The 20,578-nt window shown below is 69.3% G+C and carries 21 protein-coding genes; 13 read left to right on the plus strand and 8 right to left on the minus strand.

What is annotated here, in order from left to right:
- Positions 1 to 7: 7 nt before the first annotated feature.
- A complete protein-coding gene (locus tag ACSFBE_RS04585; RefSeq protein WP_435489193.1) occupies positions 8 to 1,525 on the plus strand; it encodes an iron-containing redox enzyme family protein in 1,518 nt (505 codons plus the stop codon).
- 57 nt (positions 1,526 to 1,582) lie between these two features.
- Here ACSFBE_RS04585 and ACSFBE_RS04590 read toward each other — a convergent pair whose 3' ends face one another.
- Together ACSFBE_RS04590 and ACSFBE_RS04595 are read right to left on the minus strand one after the other, a co-directional pair.
- Entirely contained in the window at positions 1,583 to 2,221 is a 639-nt protein-coding gene (locus tag ACSFBE_RS04590) for a 3-oxoacid CoA-transferase subunit B (RefSeq protein WP_435489194.1), read from the minus strand.
- A 1-nt stretch (position 2,222) separates the two neighbouring features.
- The gene (locus ACSFBE_RS04595) at positions 2,223 to 3,038 is read right to left on the minus strand and encodes a CoA transferase subunit A (RefSeq protein WP_435489195.1); all 816 of its coding nucleotides are present in this window, start codon (positions 3,036 to 3,038) and stop codon (positions 2,223 to 2,225) included.
- Positions 3,039 to 3,123: 85 nt separating this feature from the next.
- Between ACSFBE_RS04595 and ACSFBE_RS04600 the strand changes: the two genes are divergently transcribed.
- On the plus strand, positions 3,124 to 3,711 hold the full coding sequence (locus ACSFBE_RS04600) for a LuxR C-terminal-related transcriptional regulator (RefSeq protein WP_435489196.1): 588 nt from the start codon (positions 3,124 to 3,126) through the stop codon (positions 3,709 to 3,711).
- Between the two features lie 164 nt (positions 3,712 to 3,875).
- Positions 3,876 to 4,106 (plus strand): hypothetical protein, encoded by a 231-nt coding sequence (locus ACSFBE_RS04605; protein WP_435489197.1) that lies wholly within the window; start codon positions 3,876 to 3,878, stop codon positions 4,104 to 4,106.
- Between the two features lie 66 nt (positions 4,107 to 4,172).
- Here the strand turns inward: ACSFBE_RS04605 and ACSFBE_RS04610 are convergent, their stop codons facing one another.
- Positions 4,173 to 4,643, minus strand: coding sequence for a ribonuclease HI family protein (locus tag ACSFBE_RS04610; RefSeq protein ID WP_435489198.1), 471 nt, complete (start codon positions 4,641 to 4,643; stop codon positions 4,173 to 4,175).
- A 186-nt stretch (positions 4,644 to 4,829) separates the two neighbouring features.
- Here ACSFBE_RS04610 and ACSFBE_RS04615 point away from each other — a divergent pair, with 186 nt between their 5' ends.
- The 3 genes from ACSFBE_RS04615 to ACSFBE_RS04625 all read left to right on the plus strand — a co-directional run bounded on the left by ACSFBE_RS04615 (position 4,830) and on the right by ACSFBE_RS04625 (position 7,902).
- Positions 4,830 to 5,519, plus strand: a complete 690-nt coding sequence (locus tag ACSFBE_RS04615; RefSeq protein ID WP_435489199.1) for a LuxR C-terminal-related transcriptional regulator — start codon at positions 4,830 to 4,832, stop codon at positions 5,517 to 5,519.
- A gap of 66 nt (positions 5,520 to 5,585) precedes the next feature.
- A complete protein-coding gene (locus ACSFBE_RS04620; RefSeq protein ID WP_435489200.1) occupies positions 5,586 to 6,524 on the plus strand; it encodes a rhodanese-like domain-containing protein in 939 nt (312 codons plus the stop codon).
- A 118-nt stretch (positions 6,525 to 6,642) separates the two neighbouring features.
- Complete coding sequence (locus ACSFBE_RS04625) at positions 6,643 to 7,902, plus strand: MFS transporter (protein ID WP_435489201.1); 1,260 nt, start codon at positions 6,643 to 6,645, stop codon at positions 7,900 to 7,902.
- On the opposite strand, the gene ACSFBE_RS04630 is transcribed toward ACSFBE_RS04625, so the two are convergent.
- Entirely contained in the window at positions 7,889 to 8,257 is a 369-nt protein-coding gene (locus ACSFBE_RS04630; protein ID WP_435489461.1) for an FKBP-type peptidyl-prolyl cis-trans isomerase, read from the minus strand. The genes ACSFBE_RS04625 and ACSFBE_RS04630 overlap by 14 nt on opposite strands.
- Positions 8,258 to 8,381: 124 nt before the next feature.
- Positions 8,382 to 9,077 carry a response regulator transcription factor gene (locus ACSFBE_RS04635; RefSeq protein WP_435489202.1) on the minus strand — a complete coding sequence of 232 codons (696 nt, stop codon included), beginning with the start codon at positions 9,075 to 9,077 and terminating at the stop codon, positions 8,382 to 8,384.
- Between the two features lie 102 nt (positions 9,078 to 9,179).
- Here ACSFBE_RS04635 and ACSFBE_RS04640 point away from each other — a divergent pair, with 102 nt between their 5' ends.
- From ACSFBE_RS04640 to ACSFBE_RS04660, 5 genes are all read left to right on the plus strand, one after another.
- Positions 9,180 to 10,022 carry an alpha/beta hydrolase gene (locus tag ACSFBE_RS04640; protein WP_435489203.1) on the plus strand — a complete coding sequence of 281 codons (843 nt, stop codon included), beginning with the start codon at positions 9,180 to 9,182 and terminating at the stop codon, positions 10,020 to 10,022.
- Positions 10,023 to 10,059: 37 nt separating this feature from the next.
- Positions 10,060 to 10,344 (plus strand): acyl carrier protein, encoded by a 285-nt coding sequence (locus ACSFBE_RS04645; protein ID WP_435489204.1) that lies wholly within the window; start codon positions 10,060 to 10,062, stop codon positions 10,342 to 10,344.
- A complete protein-coding gene (locus tag ACSFBE_RS04650) occupies positions 10,341 to 11,609 on the plus strand; it encodes a beta-ketoacyl-[acyl-carrier-protein] synthase family protein (protein ID WP_435489205.1) in 1,269 nt (422 codons plus the stop codon). The genes ACSFBE_RS04645 and ACSFBE_RS04650 overlap by 4 nt, the downstream gene beginning before the upstream one ends.
- Before the next feature lie 86 nt (positions 11,610 to 11,695).
- On the plus strand, positions 11,696 to 13,066 hold the full coding sequence (gene eat, locus ACSFBE_RS04655; RefSeq protein ID WP_435489206.1) for an ethanolamine permease: 1,371 nt from the start codon (positions 11,696 to 11,698) through the stop codon (positions 13,064 to 13,066).
- Between the two features lie 70 nt (positions 13,067 to 13,136).
- Positions 13,137 to 13,727, plus strand: coding sequence for a peroxidase-related enzyme (locus ACSFBE_RS04660; RefSeq protein ID WP_435489207.1), 591 nt, complete (start codon positions 13,137 to 13,139; stop codon positions 13,725 to 13,727).
- A gap of 7 nt (positions 13,728 to 13,734) precedes the next feature.
- Here the strand turns inward: ACSFBE_RS04660 and ACSFBE_RS04665 are convergent, their stop codons facing one another.
- Both ACSFBE_RS04665 and ACSFBE_RS04670 read right to left on the minus strand, forming a co-directional pair.
- Positions 13,735 to 15,489: a phosphoethanolamine transferase gene (locus tag ACSFBE_RS04665; RefSeq protein WP_435489208.1), complete on the minus strand. Its 1,755-nt coding sequence runs from the start codon at positions 15,487 to 15,489 to the stop codon at positions 13,735 to 13,737.
- Between the two features lie 57 nt (positions 15,490 to 15,546).
- Positions 15,547 to 16,299 (minus strand): phosphatase PAP2 family protein, encoded by a 753-nt coding sequence (locus ACSFBE_RS04670; RefSeq protein ID WP_435489209.1) that lies wholly within the window; start codon positions 16,297 to 16,299, stop codon positions 15,547 to 15,549.
- A gap of 99 nt (positions 16,300 to 16,398) precedes the next feature.
- Here ACSFBE_RS04670 and ACSFBE_RS04675 point away from each other — a divergent pair, with 99 nt between their 5' ends.
- Both ACSFBE_RS04675 and ACSFBE_RS04680 read left to right on the plus strand, forming a co-directional pair.
- A complete protein-coding gene (locus tag ACSFBE_RS04675) occupies positions 16,399 to 17,073 on the plus strand; it encodes a response regulator (RefSeq protein ID WP_435489210.1) in 675 nt (224 codons plus the stop codon).
- Positions 17,070 to 18,422 (plus strand): sensor histidine kinase, encoded by a 1,353-nt coding sequence (locus tag ACSFBE_RS04680; RefSeq protein WP_435489211.1) that lies wholly within the window; start codon positions 17,070 to 17,072, stop codon positions 18,420 to 18,422. The genes ACSFBE_RS04675 and ACSFBE_RS04680 overlap by 4 nt, the downstream gene beginning before the upstream one ends.
- A 15-nt stretch (positions 18,423 to 18,437) precedes the next feature.
- Here ACSFBE_RS04680 and ACSFBE_RS04685 read toward each other — a convergent pair whose 3' ends face one another.
- Entirely contained in the window at positions 18,438 to 20,522 is a 2,085-nt protein-coding gene (locus ACSFBE_RS04685) for a TonB-dependent receptor (RefSeq protein WP_435489212.1), read from the minus strand.
- Between the last annotated feature and the right edge of the window lie 56 nt (positions 20,523 to 20,578).

A 20,578-nucleotide genomic window follows, 5' to 3' on the forward strand; every position in this document is an offset into this window, starting at 1 on the left:
TCTGTCCATGCACGCCGCCCTCATTCAACGTTCGTCGATCTCCCTCGTTCCCACCGACCCCCTCCCGGCCCGGCGGTCGATGCCGCGGCAGCCCTATCCCTGCGCTGACGACCGCTTCGTTGCCAGCATCGCGCCCGCCCTCGCGGCCACGCGGACGACGCCGTTCAAGGACAGCTACGCCGCTCTCCTCGCACCGGCGGGTACGGTCTACCAGCGCCGCCAGAGCGCCCTCACCCTGCTCAACGAGGCGTTGCAGAAGGTGGACGGGGCCGCGGACGATCTGCCGGAATCGCCCGAGGCACTGACCGAATGGATGAGCGCTTCGGCCCGCAAGACCACCGACGCCTACCAGGCCTACCTGGCAGCGCGGCGCAGCGGCGAGCCGCGCAAGTTCTTCTCGAACCGCTCGCACGCCCTGTACTTCCTGCAGGCGGTGGCGCCCACCAAGCTGGTCGACGGCTCATGGCTGTACGGCACGCTGCGCCATGCCGCAGATCCGCGCATGGCTGGTTTGGCCCAGACCTATCTGGAAGAACTGGGCAACGGGGACCTGACGAAGAACCATGTGCTGCTCTACCGCCAGCTGCTGCAGTCGCACGGGCTCGGCGATGGCGCCCATCTGCCGGACACGTCTTTCGAACAAGGCGCCATCCAGCTCGGCCTCGGCCAGACCACCGAGCAGCTGCTGCCGGAGGTGATCGGCTTCAACCTCGGCTATGAGCAACTGCCGCTGCACCTGCCGATCACCGCCTACGAGTTGAACGAGCTGGGCATCGACCCCTACTACTTCACGCTGCATCTGACGGTCGACAACGCCGACAGCGGCCATGCCAGGAAGGCGGTCGACGCGGTGGCCCTCAACGCATCGCGCTACCCCGATGCCGACGCCTACTGGCGCCGTGTGCGCCGGGGCTACCGGCTGAACGACCTCGGCCTCGGTACCACGGCGGTCATTCAGGGCTTCGACATCGAAGCGGAAGTGGTGCGCATCCTCGCCGCCAAGGCCCACGCCGGCGCCGGCGCGCACTCCGACTATTGCCGGATCGAAGGCAGGACGGTCAACGAATGGCTGGGCACGCCCGGCCAGACGCGCGGCTTTCTGGCAGCGCTGGAACGCAAGGGCTGGCTGAGTCGGCCCGGCGACCCGAAGAGCTCGCGCTTCTGGCAGTTGCTGGCGGGCGACCGTGCCGAAATGTTCGGCGTCTTCAGCGACTACGAACTGCAGGTGATCCACGACTGGATGCGTGGCCCGGCGAGTGTCGATGGCATGCGCTTCGATGCGCCGACCGATGCCGACGGCGGGTCGACGCGCGTGCCCAGCTTTCGCGCACAGCAACGCCTGCAAGGACGCACCGCGGCAGAAGGGGCAGGCGCGCATCGACCGACGCTGCCGGCGCTGGACGACGGGTCGGCGATCGACATGCCCTCGCCCGACCTGGTCAGCGCCCTCGCCCCCGGCCGCCACTGGACGCCTGAAGGCCTGCGCGCCACGCGCCAGGTCGTGGCCAGCACCCGCGCAGGGTGAGAAGAGCGCAGCTTTTTGTGGCCGGTATTCGCGTGATGCCGGGGCGCCGGCTCAGCGTCAGCGACGCAGCGTCACGCCGGTCTTGGCCTGCAGCGCGTCGAAGCTGACGCCTTCGGCCAGTTCCACCACCTTCAGGCCCTCGGGCGTCACGTCCATCACCGCCAGGTCGGTGATGATGCGGTCGACCACGCCCACGCCCGTCAGCGGCAGGGTGCACTGCTCGAGGATCTTCAGGTCCTCGGTGCCGTCCTTCTTCTTGGCGACGTGCTCCATCAGCACGATCACGCGCTTCACGCCGGCCACCAGGTCCATGGCGCCGCCCATGCCCTTGACCATCTTGCCGGGGATCATCCAGTTGGCGAGGTCGCCCTTGGCGCTCACCTGCATGGCGCCGAGGATCGACAGGTTGATCTTGCCGCCGCGGATCATCGCGAAGCTGTCGTGGCTGCCGAAGATCGCCGATCCAGGAAGGGTCGTCACCGTCTGCTTGCCGGCGTTGATCAAATCGGCGTCGACCGCGTCTTCAGTCGGAAACGGGCCGATGCCCAGCATGCCGTTCTCGCTCTGCAGCCAGACTTCCTTATCGCCGGTGTGGTTGGCCACCAGCGTCGGGATGCCGATGCCCAGGTTCACATAGAAGCCGTCTTCGAGTTCGCGGGCCGCACGCGCGGCCATCTGGTCTTGGGTCCAGGGCATGTCAGGCTCCCTCTTTCTTGTTGGCGGGGACTTGGGGGACAGGGATCTCGTCGATCACCGCAGCCTGTGCGATCACGGCCTGCGCCTCGACCTTGGCAGCGGCGACATCCACCGGCGCCGCGGCGCTCACGGTGCGCTTCTCGATGCGCTTCTCGGGCTTGGCGTTGAGCACGATGCGGTGCACGTAGATGCCCGGCAGGTGCACGTCGTCCGGCGCGATCTCACCCACCTCGACGATCCTCTCGACCTCGACGATGCAGACCTTGCCGGCCATCGCGGCGGCCGGGTTGAAGTTGCGCGCCGTCAGGCGAAAGCGCAGGTTGCCCGACGTGTCGGCCACGTCGGCCTTCACCAGCGCCACGTCGGGCACCAGCGAGCGTTCCATCACATAGGTTTCGCCATCGAACTCGCGCAGTTCCTTGCCCTCTGCGACCTGCGTGCCCACACCGGTCTTGGTGAAGAAGGCCGGGATGCCGGCACCGCCGGCGCGCAGCTTTTCGGCCAGCGTGCCCTGCGGCGTGAATTCGAGTTCGAGTTCGCCCGCCAGGTACTGGCGCTCGAACTCCTTGTTCTCGCCGACGTAGCTGGCAATCATCTTCTTGATCTGCCGCGTCTCGAGCAGCTTGCCGAGGCCGAAGCCATCGACGCCGGCGTTGTTCGAGACGACGGTCAGGTTCTGTACGTTGCTTTCCTTGAGCGCCTCGATCAGCGCTTCGGGAATGCCGCAGAGGCCGAAGCCGCCGACGGCGAGCATCTGGTTGTCGGCGACGACGCCGGCCAGTGCGTCCTTGGCGGAGGCATAGATCTTGTTCACCATGGGGCGTGATCCTCGGTGGTTGGGTGTGAATGAAGCGGGAACTGCCTGAGACGATACTACGTACCCGCATACGTAGTATTTCGTAATGGAAGCACCCGAGAGCGTCACCACGGACATCGACTACCGCCTGGCCTTCGAGCATGCGCCGGTCGGCATGGTGCTGTCGCGCAACCGCACGATGGTCGACTGCAACGAGCGGCTGTGCGAGATGTTCGGCGCCCGCCGCGAGATGCTGGTGGGCCAGTCCTTCCGGGTGCTGTACCCGAGCGTCGCCGAATTCGAGCGCATCGGCAAGCGCATGGTGCCGATCCTCAACGCCAGCGGCCGCTATGCCGACAACCGGATGATGCGACGCCTGGGCGACCTGCATGGCGCCTTCGCCGGCGAAACCTTCTGGTGCCACGTGACCGGCCATGCGCTGAACCGCGCAGCGCCACACGAGGCCGGCATCTGGACCTTCGAGGACCTTGGCTCGCGCCGTGCGGCCAAGGCCGCGCTCACCCCGCGCGAACGCGAGGTGGCGGCACAGGTCATGCAGGGCCTGACCTCCAAGGAGATCGGGCGGGTGCTGGGCATCAGCCACCGCACCGTCGAATTGCACCGCGCCCGGCTGATGCGCAAGTACGCGGCGGCGACCACGGCCGAACTCGTCCAGAAGCTGATGGCGGGGTGACGTGATGACGGGATGCCGCCGCCGGCACGGCGCATCGACCAAACAATTGGCCGAATGCGGCACTAGTTGGCATCGTCCGACAGGGGCATACGCCAAACAACCAATGGAAGTGGACCGCGCTTGCCGATAGATTTCAATTGTTCCGACTCGCAAGGCCGCCCTCCATGCTCACCACCGTTCAGAAAGCCGACATCCTCCGCAAGAGCGGTGTCGAGATTCCCGCCTGTCCGGAGGTGACGCGTGATTGGTCCCGGCGGGTCGATGCCCTCTTCGTCGACTATGTGGCGGCCCGTGCCGCCAAGAGCCTGCGCGACGCCGAGGAAGTCCGGCAGCTCGACCTGCTGCGCCGCATGTCGGTGCGCACCGTCCGCAAGGCACCGGCCGAATTCGCCTGAGTCGCGCGGCCCGGCCCGCGCCCTTCCCGGCTGCGCCTGGAGCGCCCCGCCCGACCACCTGCCACGCTAGCGTCGGCGCCCGCCCCGCGGGCGCGCCGGCTTGGGCGCCAGCCCGAGGGCCGCGCGGGCCAGTGCGTCGGCCTCGGCATTGCGGTGGCGCGGCAACCAGTGAACGCTGCCGACCACCAAGCTTGCCAGCAGCTGCCGCGCCTCGTCGAACAAGGGTGCCAGGCGCGCGACCGGCGGGCGGTCGGCGGTGGCATCGAGCTGCTCGACCAGGATGCTGTTGTCGCTGTAGATGCGCGCAGCCCTCGCGCCCTGCGCCCGCAGACGCTGCAACGCCGCCATCAGCGCCCGCAGTTCGGCCTCGTTGTTGCAGCCGTGGTGCGGGGCCCGTTCCGACAGCGTGTGCCGGCCGCCGTCGGGGGCGATCAGGACCGCGCCAAGGCCCATGCGCCCCGGATTGGGCTGGGCGCTGCCGTCGCAATGGACGACCCAGCACGGGAACGGCAGGTCGGGCGCGTCGCTGGCAGGCATGGAGACGGACCCTACCACTGAAGCCACCACCGAACGCCGCCGCCGCGGCGCGACACCGCGCCTCTGGCACACGCGTCATCCCACACAGGCATGTGTCTTATGACACATGGGTGGGGCCTCGCCGACACGGCGCACCAGCATGCCGCCGGGACACTGGGGTTCCCCCTAACGCTCCGGAGAACGCCCATGCCACATCTCGCCGACCCCATCCAGGTGCTTGTGATGCACGACGAGCCGCTGGTGGCCATCGGACTTTCCACCGCGCTGCGCCAGCAGCCGGACTTCCAGGTCTCGGTCCATGGGGTGGATGCCGATCCCGCCACGGCCGATGTCGTCATCGCCGATTACCGGGGCGGTGTCGCCTGGGCACTGCAGGCGCGCAAGCACGCGCATCCGCTGTGCCGGGTGCTGGTCGTGACCACCATCGACCGCGAACGCGAGGTGCGCGCCGCGCTCGAAGCCGGCGTGCACGGCTACCTGCTGCTGGGTTGCCAACTGCAGGAACTGGCCGACGGCATCCGCTCCGTGGCGCGCGGCGCACGCGCGTTGTGCGCCGCGGTGAGCCACCGCCTGGCCGACAGCCTGATCCACGAGGCGCTCACGCCACGCGAACTCGACGTGCTGCAGCTCATCGCCGAAGGCCGCGGCAACAAGGCGATCGCCAGCGGGCTCGACATCGCGGTGGGCACGGTCAAGACCCATGTGAAGTCCATCCTGGGCAAGCTCGATGCGCGCAGCCGCACCGAGGCGGCCGCAGTCGCCGCGCGACGCGGCCTGGTCGCGATCGAGCGGGAGATCCCGCTGCGCCCCGCCATGGACAACGCCGTGCCACGGGCGCGCCCCACGCTGCACCACCCGGTGGCGCAAGCCGCCTGAGCCGCAGCACAAAGCCGGCCTGCCCCGGGGCCGACGGCATGAGGGCGAAACGGTTAGATTGCCCGCATGCAAGATCTGTTGTCCCTGGCCACCGAACGCGGCGTCGCGGTGGTCTTCTTCGCCACGCTCGCGGCGCGACTGGGTGCGCCGATTCCGGCGTCGGCCGTGCTGGTGGTGGCGGGCGGCTTGGCCGCCATGGGGCAGATCTCCCTCTGGGCGACGGTGGCCGGTGCAATCCTCGGCAACCTGCTGGGCGACGCAGCCTGGTTCTACGCCGGACGCCGCTTCGGGCATCGCATGATGCGGCTCTTGTGCAAGGTGTCGCTGTCACCGGACACCTGCGTGCGGCAGAGCGAATCGCTCATCACCCGCTGGGGTGGCGCCTCGCTGATCGCAGCCAAGTTCGTGCCGGGCGTGTCGGTGGTCGCGCCGCCGATGGCCGGCGCGCTGCACATGTCGACGGCCCGCTTCGTCGGCTTCGACACCATCGCCGCGACCGTCTGGTCGGCGGCCTTCCTGATCCCCGGCTGGATCTTCAGCACACAGATCCAGGCGGTGCTCGACGCCATGGCCGATGCCGGTGCCGCGGCCCTGCTGGTGCTGCTGGTGGCGGTGACCGCAGGCGTCGGCCTGCGCTACTGGCGCCGCCGCACGATGCTGCTGGCCATCGATGTCCCGCGCGTCACGGTCGACGAACTGCACGAACTGATGGCCTCCGACAAGCCGCCGGTGGTGATCGACGTTCGCTCGCCGGCCGGCGCCGAACTGGAGCCACGGCGCATTCCCGGCGCCCTGGTGCTGCACCTGCAGGACATGAAGAAGAACCGCGGCATTCCCGAGCTGCCCCACGACCGCCACGTCATCCTCTATTGCAACTGCCCCAATGAAGTCACCGCCGCCCTCGGCGCGCGGCTGCTCGCGGCGCAGGGGGTGAAGCAGGCACGGCCTCTGGCCGGCGGCCTGGACGCCTGGCTCGCCGCGGGTCACCCGACCGAGAACGGCTGACGCAGCCCGCATTGTTGGCCGCAGAGAAACACACTGCTGGCCCGCAGCCTCTTGGTCTCGGCACCCGGGGCGACCACACTCAAAAGCCCTTTCGCCGCCCCGTGGCTCGCCTCTGCCGATGACGTCTTCCTCCTCCTCTTCCTCCTGCACTACCTGCGACGACCTGCTCGATGCGCCCCTGGCGCCGACCGCCGCCACACCCGCCACTGCCTCGCGCGCCGCCTGGCTCGCGGTCGGCTCGATCGCCGTCGGCACCTTCGTGATGGTGACCACCGAATTCCTGCCGGTCGGCCTGCTCACCGACATCGCGCGCGGGCTGAACGTGTCCGACGGCACGGCCGGCCTGATGATGACCATGCCCGGCGTGCTCGCCGCCATCGCGGCACCGGCCCTCACGGTGGCGGCCGGCCGGCTCGATCGGCGCACGGTGATGATCGCGCTCAGCAGCTTGCTGCTGGTGTCGAACCTGCTCGCCACCTTCGCGCCGAACTTCGGAACGATGCTGGCGGCGCGGTTGCTGCTCGGCCTGTGCGTCGGCGGCTTCTGGGCCTTCGCGCCGGGCGTGGGCACGCAGCTGGTGCCGCCGATGGCGCAGGCCCGGGCGATGTCGGTCATCCTCGCCGGCATCTCGGTGGGCACCGTGCTCGGTGTGCCGGCCGGTGCGCTGCTGGGCAGCTTCGCCGGCTGGCGCTCGGCCTTCGCCGTGTCGGCAGCGCTGACGGTGGTGGTGCTGGCGATGCAGCTGTGGCTGCTGCCGGCGCTGCCCGCCGCACGCGCCATTCGGCCGCGCGACCTGCTCGCACCGCTCACGCACCGCCTGTCGCGCATCGGCCTGGGCGCCATCCTGCTGCTGGTGGCCGGCCATTTCGCGGCCTACACCTACCTCAAGCCGCTGTTGCAGGCGGTGTTCGGCCTCTCGCCCACGCTCGTGACCGCGCTGCTGCTGACCTACGGCGCCGCCGGCTTCATCGGCAACTTCATCGGCGGGCATCTGGTGGCGCGCAGCCCGCGCCTCGCCCTGTTGGGCACGGCGCTGCTGCTGGCCGCCTCGCTGGCGATGTCGACGGTGGTGGGCGACGGCCTGCTGGCAGGCGCCGCGGTGGTGCTGGCCTGGGGCGTCGCCTTTGGCATGGTGCCGGTGTCCGCCACCGGCTGGATGCTGAAGGCACTGCCGCAAGCCCCGGAGGCCGGCCAGGCGATGCTGGTCACCGCCTTCCAGGTGGCGATCGCCTCGGGCGCGCTGCTGGGCGGCCTGGTGGTCGACGGCAGCGGCATCGCGAGCGCGATGCTGCTGGGCAGCGTGCTGGTGGTGGGTGCCGCGCTGGTGGCCGGCACGCTGGGCCACGCGCCGCGCCGGCGGGCCGTCAGCGCCCCTTGACGGCGATCAGCTCGACTTCGAAGTTGAGCGTCGCGTTGGGCGGAATCACGCCGCCCGCGCCGCGCGCACCGTAGGCGATGCCGGGCGGGCACACCAGCTTGGCCTTGCCGCCCGGCTTCATCTTCTGCACGCCCTCGGTCCAGCAGGGGATCACGCCGGAGAGCGGGAACTCGATCGGCTCGCCGCGCTTGTAGGAGCTGTCGAATTCCTTGCCGCTGTCGGGGAAGGTACCGCGGTAGTGCACCTTCACGGTGTCGCTGGCCGTCGGCGAGGCGCCGCTGCCTTCCTTCAACGACTGGTAGATCAGGCCGCTGGGCGTGGTGACGGGGGCGCTTTGGGCCGAGGCGACGGACATCGCGGAGACCGCGGAAATGGCGCACAGCGACACGAAGGCCGCCTTGAGGATGGATCGCACGAAAGCTTCCTTGCAGAGTTGGAAGCAGCCATATTGCCATGCGCCGTGACGGCGCCCCAGGCGGTCAGGTCTCGACCTCGACCAGGTAGCCGATGCCGCGCAGCGTGCGGATGCCGGCGCCGCTGCCCACGAGCTTCTTGCGCAGGCGCGAGACGAACGCTTCCAGCGCGTTGTCGCCCAATGCGTCATCGAAGCACGACAGCTTGTCCGATAGCGTCCGCTTGCTCACCACCCAGCCCGGCGGCGTCATCAGTTCGAGCAACACCTCGAACTCGCGCGCTGGCAGATCGAGTGGCGCGCTGCCGATGGTGAAGCGGCGCAGCTTGCGATCGAGATTCAGGTCCGCCACCGACACGTAGTCTTCGGTGTCCTTGGCGCGCCGCACCAGTGCGCGCAGGCGCGCCTCCACTTCCGCCAGGTCGAAGGGCTTGCCCAGGTAGTCGTCGGCCCCCGCCTCGAGGCCGGCGATGCGCTCCTCGGTCCGGTTGCGTGCGGTCAGCACCAGCACCGGTGTGCGATCGCCGCGCGCCCGTGCCTTGCGCAAGGCGGTCAGGCCGCTGCTGTCGTTGCCCATCGCATGCGCGCCGGCGGTCTGCGGCAGGTTCAGGTCGAGCAGCACCGCATCGAAGATCTGTACCTGCCACAGGCCATTGGCTTCGGCCAGCGATCGGGCCACGTCAATGCGATGACCCGCATCGGTGAGGCTGCGCACCATCACATCGCTGAGAACAGCATCGTCTTCGACCACGAGAATTCGCATGTACCAAGGCTATCAGGTGAAGGATTAACACCACAACTGGCCTGTCAGGACCGGGTCAGGGCCTCGGGACGATAAACCGTCGATGACTTTGGAACCCTTGGCATGAGCGCACGCGATGCCTGGCACGATGCGCTGGATACCGACCACTCGGCCGCCTCGCGCACCGCGGTCGTGCTGCTGCACGGCCTGTGCAGCACGCCCGAAGAACTACGCGCCGTGGACACGCGGCTGTGCCATCTCGGCTATACCGTGGAGGCGCTGCGCATCGAAGGCTATGCCTTCGACCCCGCCGCCTCGGTGCAGACGGCCGCACCCTGGTCGCGTTGGCTCGACGACATCGAACGCCGCGTCGACGCACTCCGCGCCACGCACGATCGCGTGATGCTCGTCGGCATCTCCGCCGGGGCGGCGCTGGCGCTGGGCACGGCCATCCGCTGCGGCGCCCGCGTCGATGGGCTGGTGCTGATGTCGACCGCGCTGCGCTTCGATGGCTGGGCCATACCGAAGCTGCAAGCATTGCTGCCGCTGGCGCTCTACACCCCGATCGGCCGCTTCTGGCGCTACCGCGAACGCGCGCCCTTCGGCGTCAAGAACGAGCGGGTTCGCGCATGGATCGCACGCGAACTCGAGAACCGCCGCATCTCGCGCGCCGGCAGCGCGGTGATCGGCATCGGCCACCTGCGCGAGCACGACCGCCTGCTGCGCCACGTGCGCGCGCACCTCGACCGGGTCGTGTGCGCCCGCGTGCTCGTGCTCCATGCGCGCGAGGACGAAGTCGCCAGTCTCGAGAACGTGTCGCTGCTGGCGCACGGGCTGCGCTGCGGCACCTTCCGCGCCGTGGTGCTCGGCAACAGTTTCCACATGATCACCATCGACAACGACCGTCACGAGGTTGTCCGCGAGACGACCGAATTCGCCGCTGCGCTCGCGCACGACACCGCCTGAAGGCGCGGCTCGCCTTCGCCCCTCAAGGAGCTCACGTATGCCTTCTCCCGTCTTCAACACCGTCGCCGCCATCCTCGAAAAGGATTTCAAGCTCGCGCCCGAACAGGTCCGCCCCGACACCACGCTCATCGACCTCGGGCTCGACTCGCTGGCGCTGATGGAGTTCGTGTTCGCCGTCGAAGACGCCTTCCGCCTTCGCATCCCGGAAGACCGGCTCGACCCGCGCGAGGCCGGCATCACGCTCGAACAACTGTGCCACGTGGTCGAAGAGATGCTCGGCCAGCACGCCACGGCGCACGCTCCGCTGGCCGCCCACGCATGAGAGACCCCTACGCCGCAGCCGCGGTCACGTCGCGCCGGCCTGCACCGCGCACGGGCCGGGTGGCCGTCACCGGGATCGGCCAGATCACCCCGCTGGGCGGCACGATCGAGGCCTTCGACGACGCCCTGTTCGGCATGCGCTCGGCGGTGTGCTCGCACACCGTGGCGATACCGCGCATGGAGCCCTTCACGATGGGCGTCGCACCCTGCACCTTCGACGACAGCGAACGCAGCCGTTCGCGCCTGCCGCTCGACCGGGGCACGGCGATGGCGATGGCTGCCGCGCGCGCCGCTTTCACGGCATCCGGCCTCGGCGCCTGCGTGTTCGACGGCGATCGTCTCGGTGTCTACTGGGGCAGCGGCATGGCCGGCAGCGCCAGCTTCGACGCCACGGCCCGCGGGCTGTATGCCGATGCACAACGCGTGCGACCGACCACCGTACTCACCACGATGCCGAACGCGGCTGCCGCGGAGATCGGGCTGCACTTCGGCGCACGCGGCGCTGCGTTGTCCTATGCCTGTGCCTGCGCCTCGTCCGCGGTGGCCATCGGCGAAGCGATGCGCGCCATTCGCGGCGGCTGGATCGACATCGCCATCGTCGGCGGGCATGAAGCGATGCTCACGCCGGGAACGCTCGCGAGCTGGCATGCGATGCGGGTGACCGCGGCGCCGGGCGGCGACCCCGGCACCAGCTGCCGCCCCTTCGCCGCGGGGCGCACCGGCTTCGCGCTCGGCGAAGGCGCGGCCGCTCTGGTGATCGAATCGCCCGCCCATGCCCAGGCACGCAGCGCCACTGTGGAATGGACGCTGGCCGGCTACGCGACCCACTGCGACGGCACCCACATGACCCTTCCCGATTCGGCGGGACAGGTTCGCGCCATGCGCGCCGCCCTGGCAGACGCCGGCCTGCAGCCCGCGGACATCGGCTACATCAATGCGCACGGCACCGGCACGCAGGCCGGCGACGCGGCCGAGGCGAGTTCGGTGGCAACCGTCTTCGGCGAGGCGGTGCCCGTCAGCTCGACCAAGCCGCTCCACGGACACCTGCTCGGCGGCGGCGGCGCGGTCGAGCTGATCGTGGCCCTGCGCGCCCTGACCCATGGCCGTCTCCCGGCGATGGCGAGCGTGGGCGACGTCGACCCCGACATTCACCTGGACCTCGTGCGGGGCGCTGCACGGCCCGCACCGCAACTGAGACATGCGATGTCCAACTCCTTCGCGTTCGGCGGCACGAACGCCGTGCTGATCGCGTCGCGAGCGGGCTGACCCGGCTTCGCGCCAAGCCACGGTCGGTAGACCGTGGCACTGTTTTTGCACTGGGGTGCCGGGTAGCCAACCCAGGAGAACAGCCCGTGACGACAGGTCTCAAGAAAGTGCTCGGCCCCTTCCAGCTGTGGGGCATCGCCGTCGGGCTGGTCATCTCGGGCGAATATTTCGGCTGGAGCTACGGCTGGGCCACCGCCGGCACGCTCGGCTTCCTGGTCGCCACGGTGCTGGTGGCCACGATGTACACCACCTTCATCTTCAGCTTCACCGAGCTGTCGACCGCCATCCCGCACGCGGGCGGGCCCTTCGCCTATGCGCGGCGCGCCTTCGGGCCGACCGGGGGCTTCCTGGCCGGCTTCGCGACGCTGGTCGAATTCGTCTTCGCGCCGCCGGCCATCGCGCTGGCCATCGGCGCCTACCTCAACGTGCAGTTCCCGGCCGTCAACCCCAAGTGGTTCGCGTTGGGCGCCTACGTACTCTTCATCGGCCTCAACTGGGTCGGCGTGGGCATCGCGGCGGCCTTCGAGCTGTTCGTGACGGTGCTGGCCATCTTCGAGCTGGTGGTCTTCATGGGCGTGGTCGCGCCGGGCTGGTCGATGGCGAACTTCACGGCGCACGGCTGGGCCGGCGGCGAGGTGCTCAATGGCGCGGCGGTCTCGGGCATCTTCGCGTCGATCCCCTTCGCGATCTGGTTCTTCCTGGCCATCGAGGGCGCGGCCATGGCGGCCGAAGAGGCGCGCGACCCGCGGCGCACCATCCCCCTGGCCTACACCACCGGCATCGTCACGCTGGTGGTGCTGGCCTTCGGCGTGATGATCTTCGCCGGCGGCGTGGGCGATTGGCGCACGCTTGCCAACATCAACGACCCGCTGCCGCAGGCGATGACGGCAGTGGTCGGCGAGAACAGCGGCTGGCTGCACATGCTGGTGTGGATCGGCCTCTTCGGGCTGGTCGCGTCCTTCCACGGGATCATCATGGGCTATTCGCGCCAGATCTTCGCGCTCGCGCGCGCCGGCTACCTGCCCGCGTACTTCGCCGCGCTGAGCCCGCGCTTCGAGACGCCGCACCGCGCGCTGCTCGCAGGCGGCGTGGTCGGCGTCGTCGCCATCTTCAGCGACGAATGGGTGAGCTTCGGCGGCCAGACGCTCACCGCCAACATCGTGACCATGGCGGTGCTCGGCGCGATCGTGATGTACCTGGTGTCGATGGCCGCGCTGTTCCGCCTGCGCCGCACCGAGCCGGCGCTGGAGCGCAGCTACCGCGCACCGTTCTACCCGGTGTTCCCGGCCGTCGCGCTGGGGCTCGGTGTCGTGTGCCTGGGCGCGATGGTCTGGTTCAACGGCATGCTGACGCTGCTGTTCCTGGTGCTGATGGCCGCGGCCTACGGCTACTTCCTGCTGACCGGCGCGCAGCGCCGCGCGGCGGCGCCGGACGAGATGCTCGCCGAGCGCGCCTGATCGCGCATCCAGCGGATGGGCCGCTTGGAGGCATGATGTTCGTCGACAACACCCCATCAGGAGACAAACCATGCCCTCTCTCGCTGCGCCGCGCTATCCGATGGCGGAACTGAAAGACCTGCCCGACGACATCCGGACCGCGGTGCTCGCGGTGCAGGAGAAGGCCGGCTTCGTGCCCAACGTGTTCCTCGCCCTCGCCCGCCGCCCGGCCGAATGGCGCGCCTTCTTCGCCTACCACGACGCGCTGATGCTGAAGGAAGAAGGCTCGCTCACCAAGGGCGACCGCGAGATGATCGTCACCGTCACCAGCGCGGCCAACCAGTGCCTCTACTGCGTGGTGGCGCACGGCGCGCTGCTGCGCATCTACGAGAAGAAGCCACTGGTGGCCGACCAGGTGGCGGTCAACTACCGCAAGGCCGACATCACACCGCGGCAGCGCGCCATGCTCGACTTCGCGATGAAGGTCTGCGACCGCTCACACGAGATCGACGACGCCGACTTCGCCGCGCTGCACGCGCACGGCTTCGACGACGAGGACATCTGGGACATCGCGGCCATCACGGCCTTCTTCGGCCTGTCGAATCGCATGGCCAGCTTCGCCGGCATGCAGCCGAACAACGAATTCTTCCTGATGGGCCGACTGCCCAGGGACAAGAAGTAGCGCGCTGCTACGCCGCCGGGCCGCGGCAGGCCGCGAACGCATCGAGCGCCGGCTTGTAGGTTGGCGTCGTCAGGTCCATCACGCCCAGCACCGTGTGGTACAGGTTGTCGTGCGTGAGCGCGGCGTCGCGGCCCTTGGCCAGACAGGCGACCGACAGGTGCTCCCGCGCCTTCATGCCCTCGCCCAGCCACGCGACCATCGGTACGTGCTTCTGCACCTCGGGCGCGATGTCGTAGGGCAGCCCATGCAGGAACAGGCCGTACTCGCCCAGCGATTCGCCGTGGTCGCTCATGTAGAGCATGCCGGTGTCGTAGCGGCTCGACTGCGCCTGCAGCCAGTCGATGGTGCGGGCGAGGAAGCGGTCGGTGTGGGCGATCGAGTTGTCGTAGGCGTTCATCAGCTCGCCATGGCTGCATTCGGCCAGCACGTTGGTCATGCATTCGGGCATGAAGCGCTTGGTCTCGGGCGCCGAGCGCTTCGCATAGGCCGGGCCATGGCTGCCCATCTGGTGCAGCACCAGCAGCACGCCCCGGCTGCGGCGCTCGGCCGGCAGCGCTGCGAGCCGCTGGTCGATGTTCTTGAGCATCACGTCGTCCAGGCATTCGTCGCCGTCGCACAGCGCGCTGCGCGTGGCCGCGTCGAGCCCTTCGGACGCCGACACGCTGGGCACCCGCGCGCACACGCCCTTGCAGCCGGCCTGGTTGTCGATCCACAGCACCGCCAGGCCGACCGCCTGCGCCAGGTCGACCAGGTTCTCGTAATCGTCCTTGCGGCCTTCGTAGCCGGTCTTGCCCAGCGGCGAGAACATGCAGGGCACCGAGGCGAGGGTGTTGGTGCCACAGGAGTGCACGTTGGGCCAGCTCAGCACCTGGCGCGCGGCCAGTTCGGGCGTGGTGTTGCGCGAATAGCCGTTGAGCGCGAAGTGGTCGGCCCGCGCCGTTTCACCCACCACCAGCACGAAGAGCCGCGGCTTGCCCTGGGCCGCATAGCTCGCCCCCAGAGCCGCTCCCGAGATCGGCACCAGCTTCCGGCTGTGCTTGAAGAGCGGCTTGACGATCACCGCCGTGGCCGAATAGAGGCTGGCCAGCGGATTCATCATGTAGCGCAGCGTGACGTGGTTGCGCATCAGCGGCGCCAGTTCGCGCGACATGGCCGCCGCGCCGGCCACCACCACCGCGAGCGCCGCCACGCACCACAGCAGGTTGCGCCACAGCTGGGCCAGCGGACGCATCGGCACGATGCGCACCCGCAGCAGCCACCACGCGGGCAAGGCAACGACCAGCAGCACGTTGACCAGCAGCCGCCAGCTCAGGAGATCGCGCGTCTCGTGCAGATCGGTCTGCATGGCGTTGGCGGCCATCGTCGGGTCCATCACGACGTGGTAGCTCAGCATGTAGTGCTGCGCCACCGCGGCGATCAGCACGACGGCGAACCACAGCGGCTTCATCCATCGGGTCCAGGCGGTGAGCGACAGCACCGCCACCGTGCCGAAGCCGGTGAGCAGCGCCATCACCGCGATCGAGCCGAGGTACACGCTCGGTGCGCCGCCGATGTGCGCGAGTTCGATCCAGAGCGGCCAGTTGGCGGCGACGAGCAGGTATGCGGCGAGCCCCGCGATCACGGCGCGCGGCGAACGCGGGCGCGCCATCCAGGCATCGGCGGACAGCAGCGGAAGCAGCCAGCCGGGTGCAGTGGCATTGGACAAGGTCGGCGCCGGGCCGGCCGCGTGCGGACGATCCGCGACAGGGGACGAAGCATTCATGCGGCGATGGTGGAGAGCCGGACTGAAATCACCCTGAACGGATGACTCAGCTTTCGTTCAGCTAGGCGCTTGCGCGTCGACCCGCGGATCGGCCGCGCCGGCCACTGCCGATGGCCGATGGAAGACGGCATCGACGGCCCAGCCGACCGTCCAGCACAGCCAGGCGGTCCAGAGCGTGTGGCTCATGTAGTGGGCGCCGCGCCATTGCTGCGCCAGCCCCAGCACCAGGCCCAGCAGCGCGGCGATCGCCAGCCACGCGCCGGCGGCGCGTGGCATCGTCCGCCGCAGCACGAACCAGCCGCCCAGATAGGCAAAGGCCGCCGAGGCGTGACCCGCGGGAAAACAATGGCCCGGCCCGCCGTCGCGCACCCGCCAGGCCCAATGCGACACGTAGTGCGCCGTGCCGCCGAATTCGGCCAGGTCCCAGGGGCAGCTGGTGCGGCTGCTGCTCTTGAGCAGCGAGACGGCGAACACCGAGACCAGCACGGTCAGCGCCAGCTGGAAACGCTCGCGCGAGGTCAATCCACGCAGCAGCCCGAAGGGCCACCGCACCGCAACCAGGAGCAGCGCCACGCAGGCCCAGCTGAGCAAGCGCGGCACCTCGTGCAGCCACAGCACCAGCGCCGCGTCGTCGCGCAGCGCGAAGCCGCCCGCGCTGCCGGCCAGCCGCGCCATCGGCAGGTCGAGGCCGCCCGCATCCCAGAGCAGGATCAGCAGCAGGGCCAGGGCGGTGAAGAGAAAAAGACGAACGAGAGGGGTCGAATACCCACGGGTCATGTCGAGACAGGCGCGGCGCGCGGCATGCAGCATCGGTGAAAGTGCCGCGGAGGCTAGCGGCGGTGCATGAACCGGGCCTGAAGGCAAGCGGCCGAGACGGCCCTTAGACTCGCACCTTTTACGGAGATCTCCTTGCGCGTTCTGCTCGTCGAAGACGACCTGGCCCTGTCGGAGGCGGTCTGCAGCTACCTGCGGGCCAAGGCCTTCGTGGTCGATGCGGTGCCCAGCCTGGCACAAGCCAGCGCGGCGCTTCACGGTGCGCAATACGCCGCCGTGCTGCTCGACCTGCACCTGGGCGACGGCGACGGGCTGTCGCTGCTGCCGCAGGTGCGCGCACTGAAGGACCGGCCCATCGTCATCGTGCTCACCGCGCGCGACCAGGTGACCGACCGCATCCGCGGCCTCGACGCCGGCGCCGACGACTACCTCATCAAGCCCTACGATCCCGGCGAACTGCTGGCGCGCCTGCGCGCAGTGGAGCGCCGCCGCAGCACGTCGACGGCACCGGTGGTCCAACTGGGCGACCTGGAGATCGACCTGGCGCGCGAGCTGGTCCGCAGCCGCGGCGTACCGGTGACGCTGACGCAGAAGGAATGGGCGCTGCTGCGCGTGATGGCGACGCGGCCCGACCGCATCCACACCCGCGACAATTTGCAGGACGCGCTCTATGGCTTCGACGACGAGGCCGACAGCAACACGCTGGAGGTGTTCATCAGCCGGCTGCGACGCAAGCTCGGCCGCGAGCACATCCAGACGCTGCGCGGGCTGGGTTACCGCCTGGTGAACGCGGGCGGTGACGCGCCGTGAGCGCGACGGCAACGCCCGCGCAGCGCGAGACACTGGCCGGTCGGCTCATCCGCACGCTGATCCTGTGGGTCGGCGGGGTCTGGCTGCTGTGCGTGATGGGCGTGGTCTGGTACGTCGACCGTGAGATCAACTACAACTTCGACAACGAGCTGGTCGAGGTGTCGCACCGCATGTTCGACATCGCGCTCGACGAGCTCGACCGCCGCCAGGCCGAAGCCGGCGATGGCCGGACGCTGACGGCCCCGACCCCGACCTTCGCCGACGCGGCGGTGATGTTCCAGGTGGTCGAGCCCGGCGGGCGCGTGCTGCTGCGCTCGGCCGAGACGCCCGGCAACACCTTCGACGTGCCGCTGGCCAGCGGCTTCGCCAACGACGAGGCGTGGCGCGTCTACACGGTGCAGCATCCCACGCGCAAGCTCTACCTGCAGGTGGCCGACCCGCTGGACGAGCGGCGCGAGGCACTCAACCGCACGCTGTTCGGGCTCATCATCCCGCTGGGGGCGGTGTTGCCCTTGCTGGCCCTGGTGCTGCGCAAGATCGCGCGCGACGAGCTGCAGGTGCTGCAGACCATGGCGACCGAGATCGGCCAGCGCGGCGGCGACGACCTGCGGCCCCTTGCCCTGCCCGGCCTGCCGCGCGAATTGCAGACCGTGGGCGACCACGTCAACCGCCTGCTCGAACGGCTGGCGCAGGCGCTCGACGTCGAACGCGCGCTGGCCGCCAACGCCGCGCACGAAATGCGCACGCCACTGGCGGCGGCCCGGTTGCGACTGCAGACCGCGCTGGAGCACGACCTGCGCCGCGACGACGTGGTGGCGGCGCTCGACGCGTTGCGCACGCTCAGCCATCGCACCGACAAGCTGCTTCAGCTTTCGCGCGCCGAGTCGGGTGCGTCGTTCACGCGCGAACGGGTTGACCTCACGCAGCTCGCCGCCACGGTCGCGCAGGAGTTCTGGCAGGACCCGGCCGCGATCGACCGGCTCAGCCTGAAGGTGCCCGACAGTGGCGACGCACCGGTCGTGCTCGGCGACGTCGACGCGCTCGCGATCGCGTTGCGCAACCTGGTGGAGAACGCGTTGCGCTATGCGCAGGGCGCCGCGGTGGAGATCGAAGTCGACGCCGGCGGTCGCCTCATCGTGCGGGACTTCGGCCCCGGCGTGAGCGAAGTCGAATTGCGCACGTTGCAGCTGCGCCATGTGCGCCACAGCGCGGAGCGGACCGGCTACGGCCTGGGCCTGTCGATCGTCGCGACCATTGTGCAGAAGCACGGCGCGCCGTTCGAACTGCTGTCGCCACCGCCGGGTGCAATGCAGGGCTTCGAGGCGCGGATTGCGTTGAAGCCGGCCTAGGTCTGTCAGCAGGCCCTAGAAAGTCCAGCGCGCGCTGACCCGGGCGCTGCGCGGCTCCATCGGATGCACATGGCGGTCGTCGATGCCGCCGCCACAGGCACCGCTGGCCACCTCGCCGGCCGTGCACGACGCATAGGCGTACTCGATGTCATTGCCTTTCCTGCCGGCGAGGTTGAACACGTCGAGCCCCAGGGTCAGATGCGGGTTGACGGCGTAGCGCATCCCGAGATTGAGCAGCGTCGAGGACTTCGAGCGCTCGGTGCTCAGCGTGTCCAGCGCACGGGGGCCGAGGTAGCGCAGCCGCAGCGATGTCGTGAGTGGCCCGTCGATGTAGGTGACGCCGGCGGCCAGCACCTTCTCGACTGCGTTGTCGATGTGGTCGCCTTCTCCCTCCGGCGCTTCGCCCCGGAAGCGGGCGCGCGACAAGGCGCCGTCGAGTTCCAGGCGCCATGCCCGATCGAGCTTCCAGCGCAAGGTCGCCTCGACCCCGCGGCGGCTGCTCGCGCGGCCGGCTTCGGTCGAGCCGGCGTCCCCGACGTAGACCAATTCGGAATCGAGCTTGAGTTGCCACAGGGCCACCGTCGCGGTGAAGTCCTCGCTGGGCTGCAGGCGCCAACCGACTTCGGCACCGGTGCCCTTGGCCAGGGCCGGCACGCGGTCTGCCGGCAAGCCCGAGGCCGGGTCGGTCGTGATGGTGGCACCGCGCACGTCGTTGCTGTGGAAGCCGACGCCCGCATTCAGGTAGAGCTCCTGCTGCGGCGTCAGCGCAAACGCCAGGCCCGCCTTCGGGCTGGCCAGGGCATCGTGACCGCGGCCGCTGTTGGCCGCGCCATAGACCGGCTCGCGCCCCTGCACGTCGTAACGCAGCACATCGCCGCGCAGGCCCACATAGCCGCGCAGCCGATCGGTCAGATAGACCAGTTGCTGGCCGTACACCGAAAAGAGGTCCTGCGACACCTTGTCGTCACGCACGGTGCTCAGCCGCTCACGATCCTGCGTCGCATACAGTCCGACCTGACCGACGCGGTCGCCGCGCCAACTGGCGCCCATGCTCAGCACGCCATCCAGGCCGCCGAACCGGGTCGGCAGGGTGCGGGCCGCCTGCACACCGACGATGTGGCGGCGGTCGACTTGCTCGAACTGGTCGCCGTTCACCGGGTCGTTCAAGAAGTAGGTGAAGTCGGAGAAGAGCTTGAAGCGGTAGTCGATGGCATAGGCGCTGACGGTCGTCTCTCCGTCCGGTCCCTTGTCGAACCATTTGCCCGACAGGCTGACCCGCTCCGTCTTGCCGCCGTCGCTGAGGTTGAGCGAGCCGAAGCGCGACAGCTCGCCGCTGTCGATCAGGCGCTGCGGGACCTGGTCGGTGGCGGTCCAGCGGCTCTTGTAGGCCATGCCGGTCAGGCTGAACCCGCGCGTCGGGGACCCTTGCGAATAGCGCAGCACCGCATTGACCTTCTTCAGGTTTTCGGCCACGTCCCAGGGGCCATCGTTGCCCTCGACCTCGATGGCGCCGAGCCAGGTCTGGTCCTGCACGGTCCGCGAGCCTGCGGCCAGCAGCCGGCGAAAGTTGTTCGCGCCGAAGCTCAGTTCGGCAAAGGGGGCTTCGAGCGCACTGAAGTAGTCCAGCGTGGCGCTCCCCGCCAGCGAGAAGTCGCCGCCGTCGGCGAAGTACGGCCCTTTTCGGTAGCGCACGCCCGAAACGAGTTCGGGAATCAGGAAGTTGAGGTCCGCGAAGCCTTGGCCATGGCCGTGCGTCGGCATGTTGACCGGCATGCCGTCGACGCTGACGGCGAAGTCGGTGCCGTGGTCGAGGTTGAAGCCGCGAAGGAAATACTGGTTGGCCTTGCCGTCACCGGAATGCTGGGTCGCCACGACGCCGGGAACCGCTTCGACGATGTCGCCGGGACGCAGCTTGGGCCGCGACTGGTAGGACTCCCGTTCGACGGCGCCCTCGCTGGCGCTGTCGGCCGAACCGATGGCCGCGTCGCGCGGTCCGCGCACCTCGATCTCGGGCAAGTGGCTTTGCTGCGCACAGGCAGCGCCGGCGACCAAAGCCACACCCAGGAGCACCGGGCGCGCCAGCGTCGGTCTGCGTTCCATCTCGACCCTCTTCTTGTATGAGAAAACGCAGATTGTTCATACAAACAGTGACGCGG

The sequence above is a fragment of the Variovorax sucrosi genome, assembly GCF_051216635.1.
Lineage (GTDB): Bacteria > Pseudomonadota > Gammaproteobacteria > Burkholderiales > Burkholderiaceae_C > Variovorax.

Coding starts and splice junctions, on each gene's coding strand:
- ACSFBE_RS04595 (WP_435489195.1), bottom strand. CDS start 3,038: ATGGTGAACAAGATCTATGCCTCCGCCAAGGACGCACTGGCCGGCGTC.
- ACSFBE_RS04635 (WP_435489202.1), bottom strand. CDS start 9,077: ATGCGAATTCTCGTGGTCGAAGACGATGCTGTTCTCAGCGATGTGATG.
- ACSFBE_RS04670 (WP_435489209.1), bottom strand. CDS start 16,299: ATGCTGCATGCCGCGCGCCGCGCCTGTCTCGACATGACCCGTGGGTAT.
- ACSFBE_RS04645 (WP_435489204.1), top strand. CDS start 10,060: ATGCCTTCTCCCGTCTTCAACACCGTCGCCGCCATCCTCGAAAAGGAT.
- ACSFBE_RS04600 (WP_435489196.1), top strand. CDS start 3,124: ATGGAAGCACCCGAGAGCGTCACCACGGACATCGACTACCGCCTGGCC.
- ACSFBE_RS04605 (WP_435489197.1), top strand. CDS start 3,876: ATGCTCACCACCGTTCAGAAAGCCGACATCCTCCGCAAGAGCGGTGTC.
- ACSFBE_RS04625 (WP_435489201.1), top strand. CDS start 6,643: ATGACGTCTTCCTCCTCCTCTTCCTCCTGCACTACCTGCGACGACCTG.
- ACSFBE_RS04630 (WP_435489461.1), bottom strand. CDS start 8,257: ATGTCCGTCGCCTCGGCCCAAAGCGCCCCCGTCACCACGCCCAGCGGC.
- ACSFBE_RS04650 (WP_435489205.1), top strand. CDS start 10,341: ATGAGAGACCCCTACGCCGCAGCCGCGGTCACGTCGCGCCGGCCTGCA.
- ACSFBE_RS04640 (WP_435489203.1), top strand. CDS start 9,180: ATGAGCGCACGCGATGCCTGGCACGATGCGCTGGATACCGACCACTCG.
- ACSFBE_RS04620 (WP_435489200.1), top strand. CDS start 5,586: ATGCAAGATCTGTTGTCCCTGGCCACCGAACGCGGCGTCGCGGTGGTC.
- ACSFBE_RS04660 (WP_435489207.1), top strand. CDS start 13,137: ATGCCCTCTCTCGCTGCGCCGCGCTATCCGATGGCGGAACTGAAAGAC.
- ACSFBE_RS04685 (WP_435489212.1), bottom strand. CDS start 20,522: ATGGAACGCAGACCGACGCTGGCGCGCCCGGTGCTCCTGGGTGTGGCT.
- ACSFBE_RS04615 (WP_435489199.1), top strand. CDS start 4,830: ATGCCACATCTCGCCGACCCCATCCAGGTGCTTGTGATGCACGACGAG.
- ACSFBE_RS04585 (WP_435489193.1), top strand. CDS start 8: ATGCACGCCGCCCTCATTCAACGTTCGTCGATCTCCCTCGTTCCCACC.
- ACSFBE_RS04665 (WP_435489208.1), bottom strand. CDS start 15,489: ATGAATGCTTCGTCCCCTGTCGCGGATCGTCCGCACGCGGCCGGCCCG.
- ACSFBE_RS04590 (WP_435489194.1), bottom strand. CDS start 2,221: ATGCCCTGGACCCAAGACCAGATGGCCGCGCGTGCGGCCCGCGAACTC.
- ACSFBE_RS04610 (WP_435489198.1), bottom strand. CDS start 4,643: ATGCCTGCCAGCGACGCGCCCGACCTGCCGTTCCCGTGCTGGGTCGTC.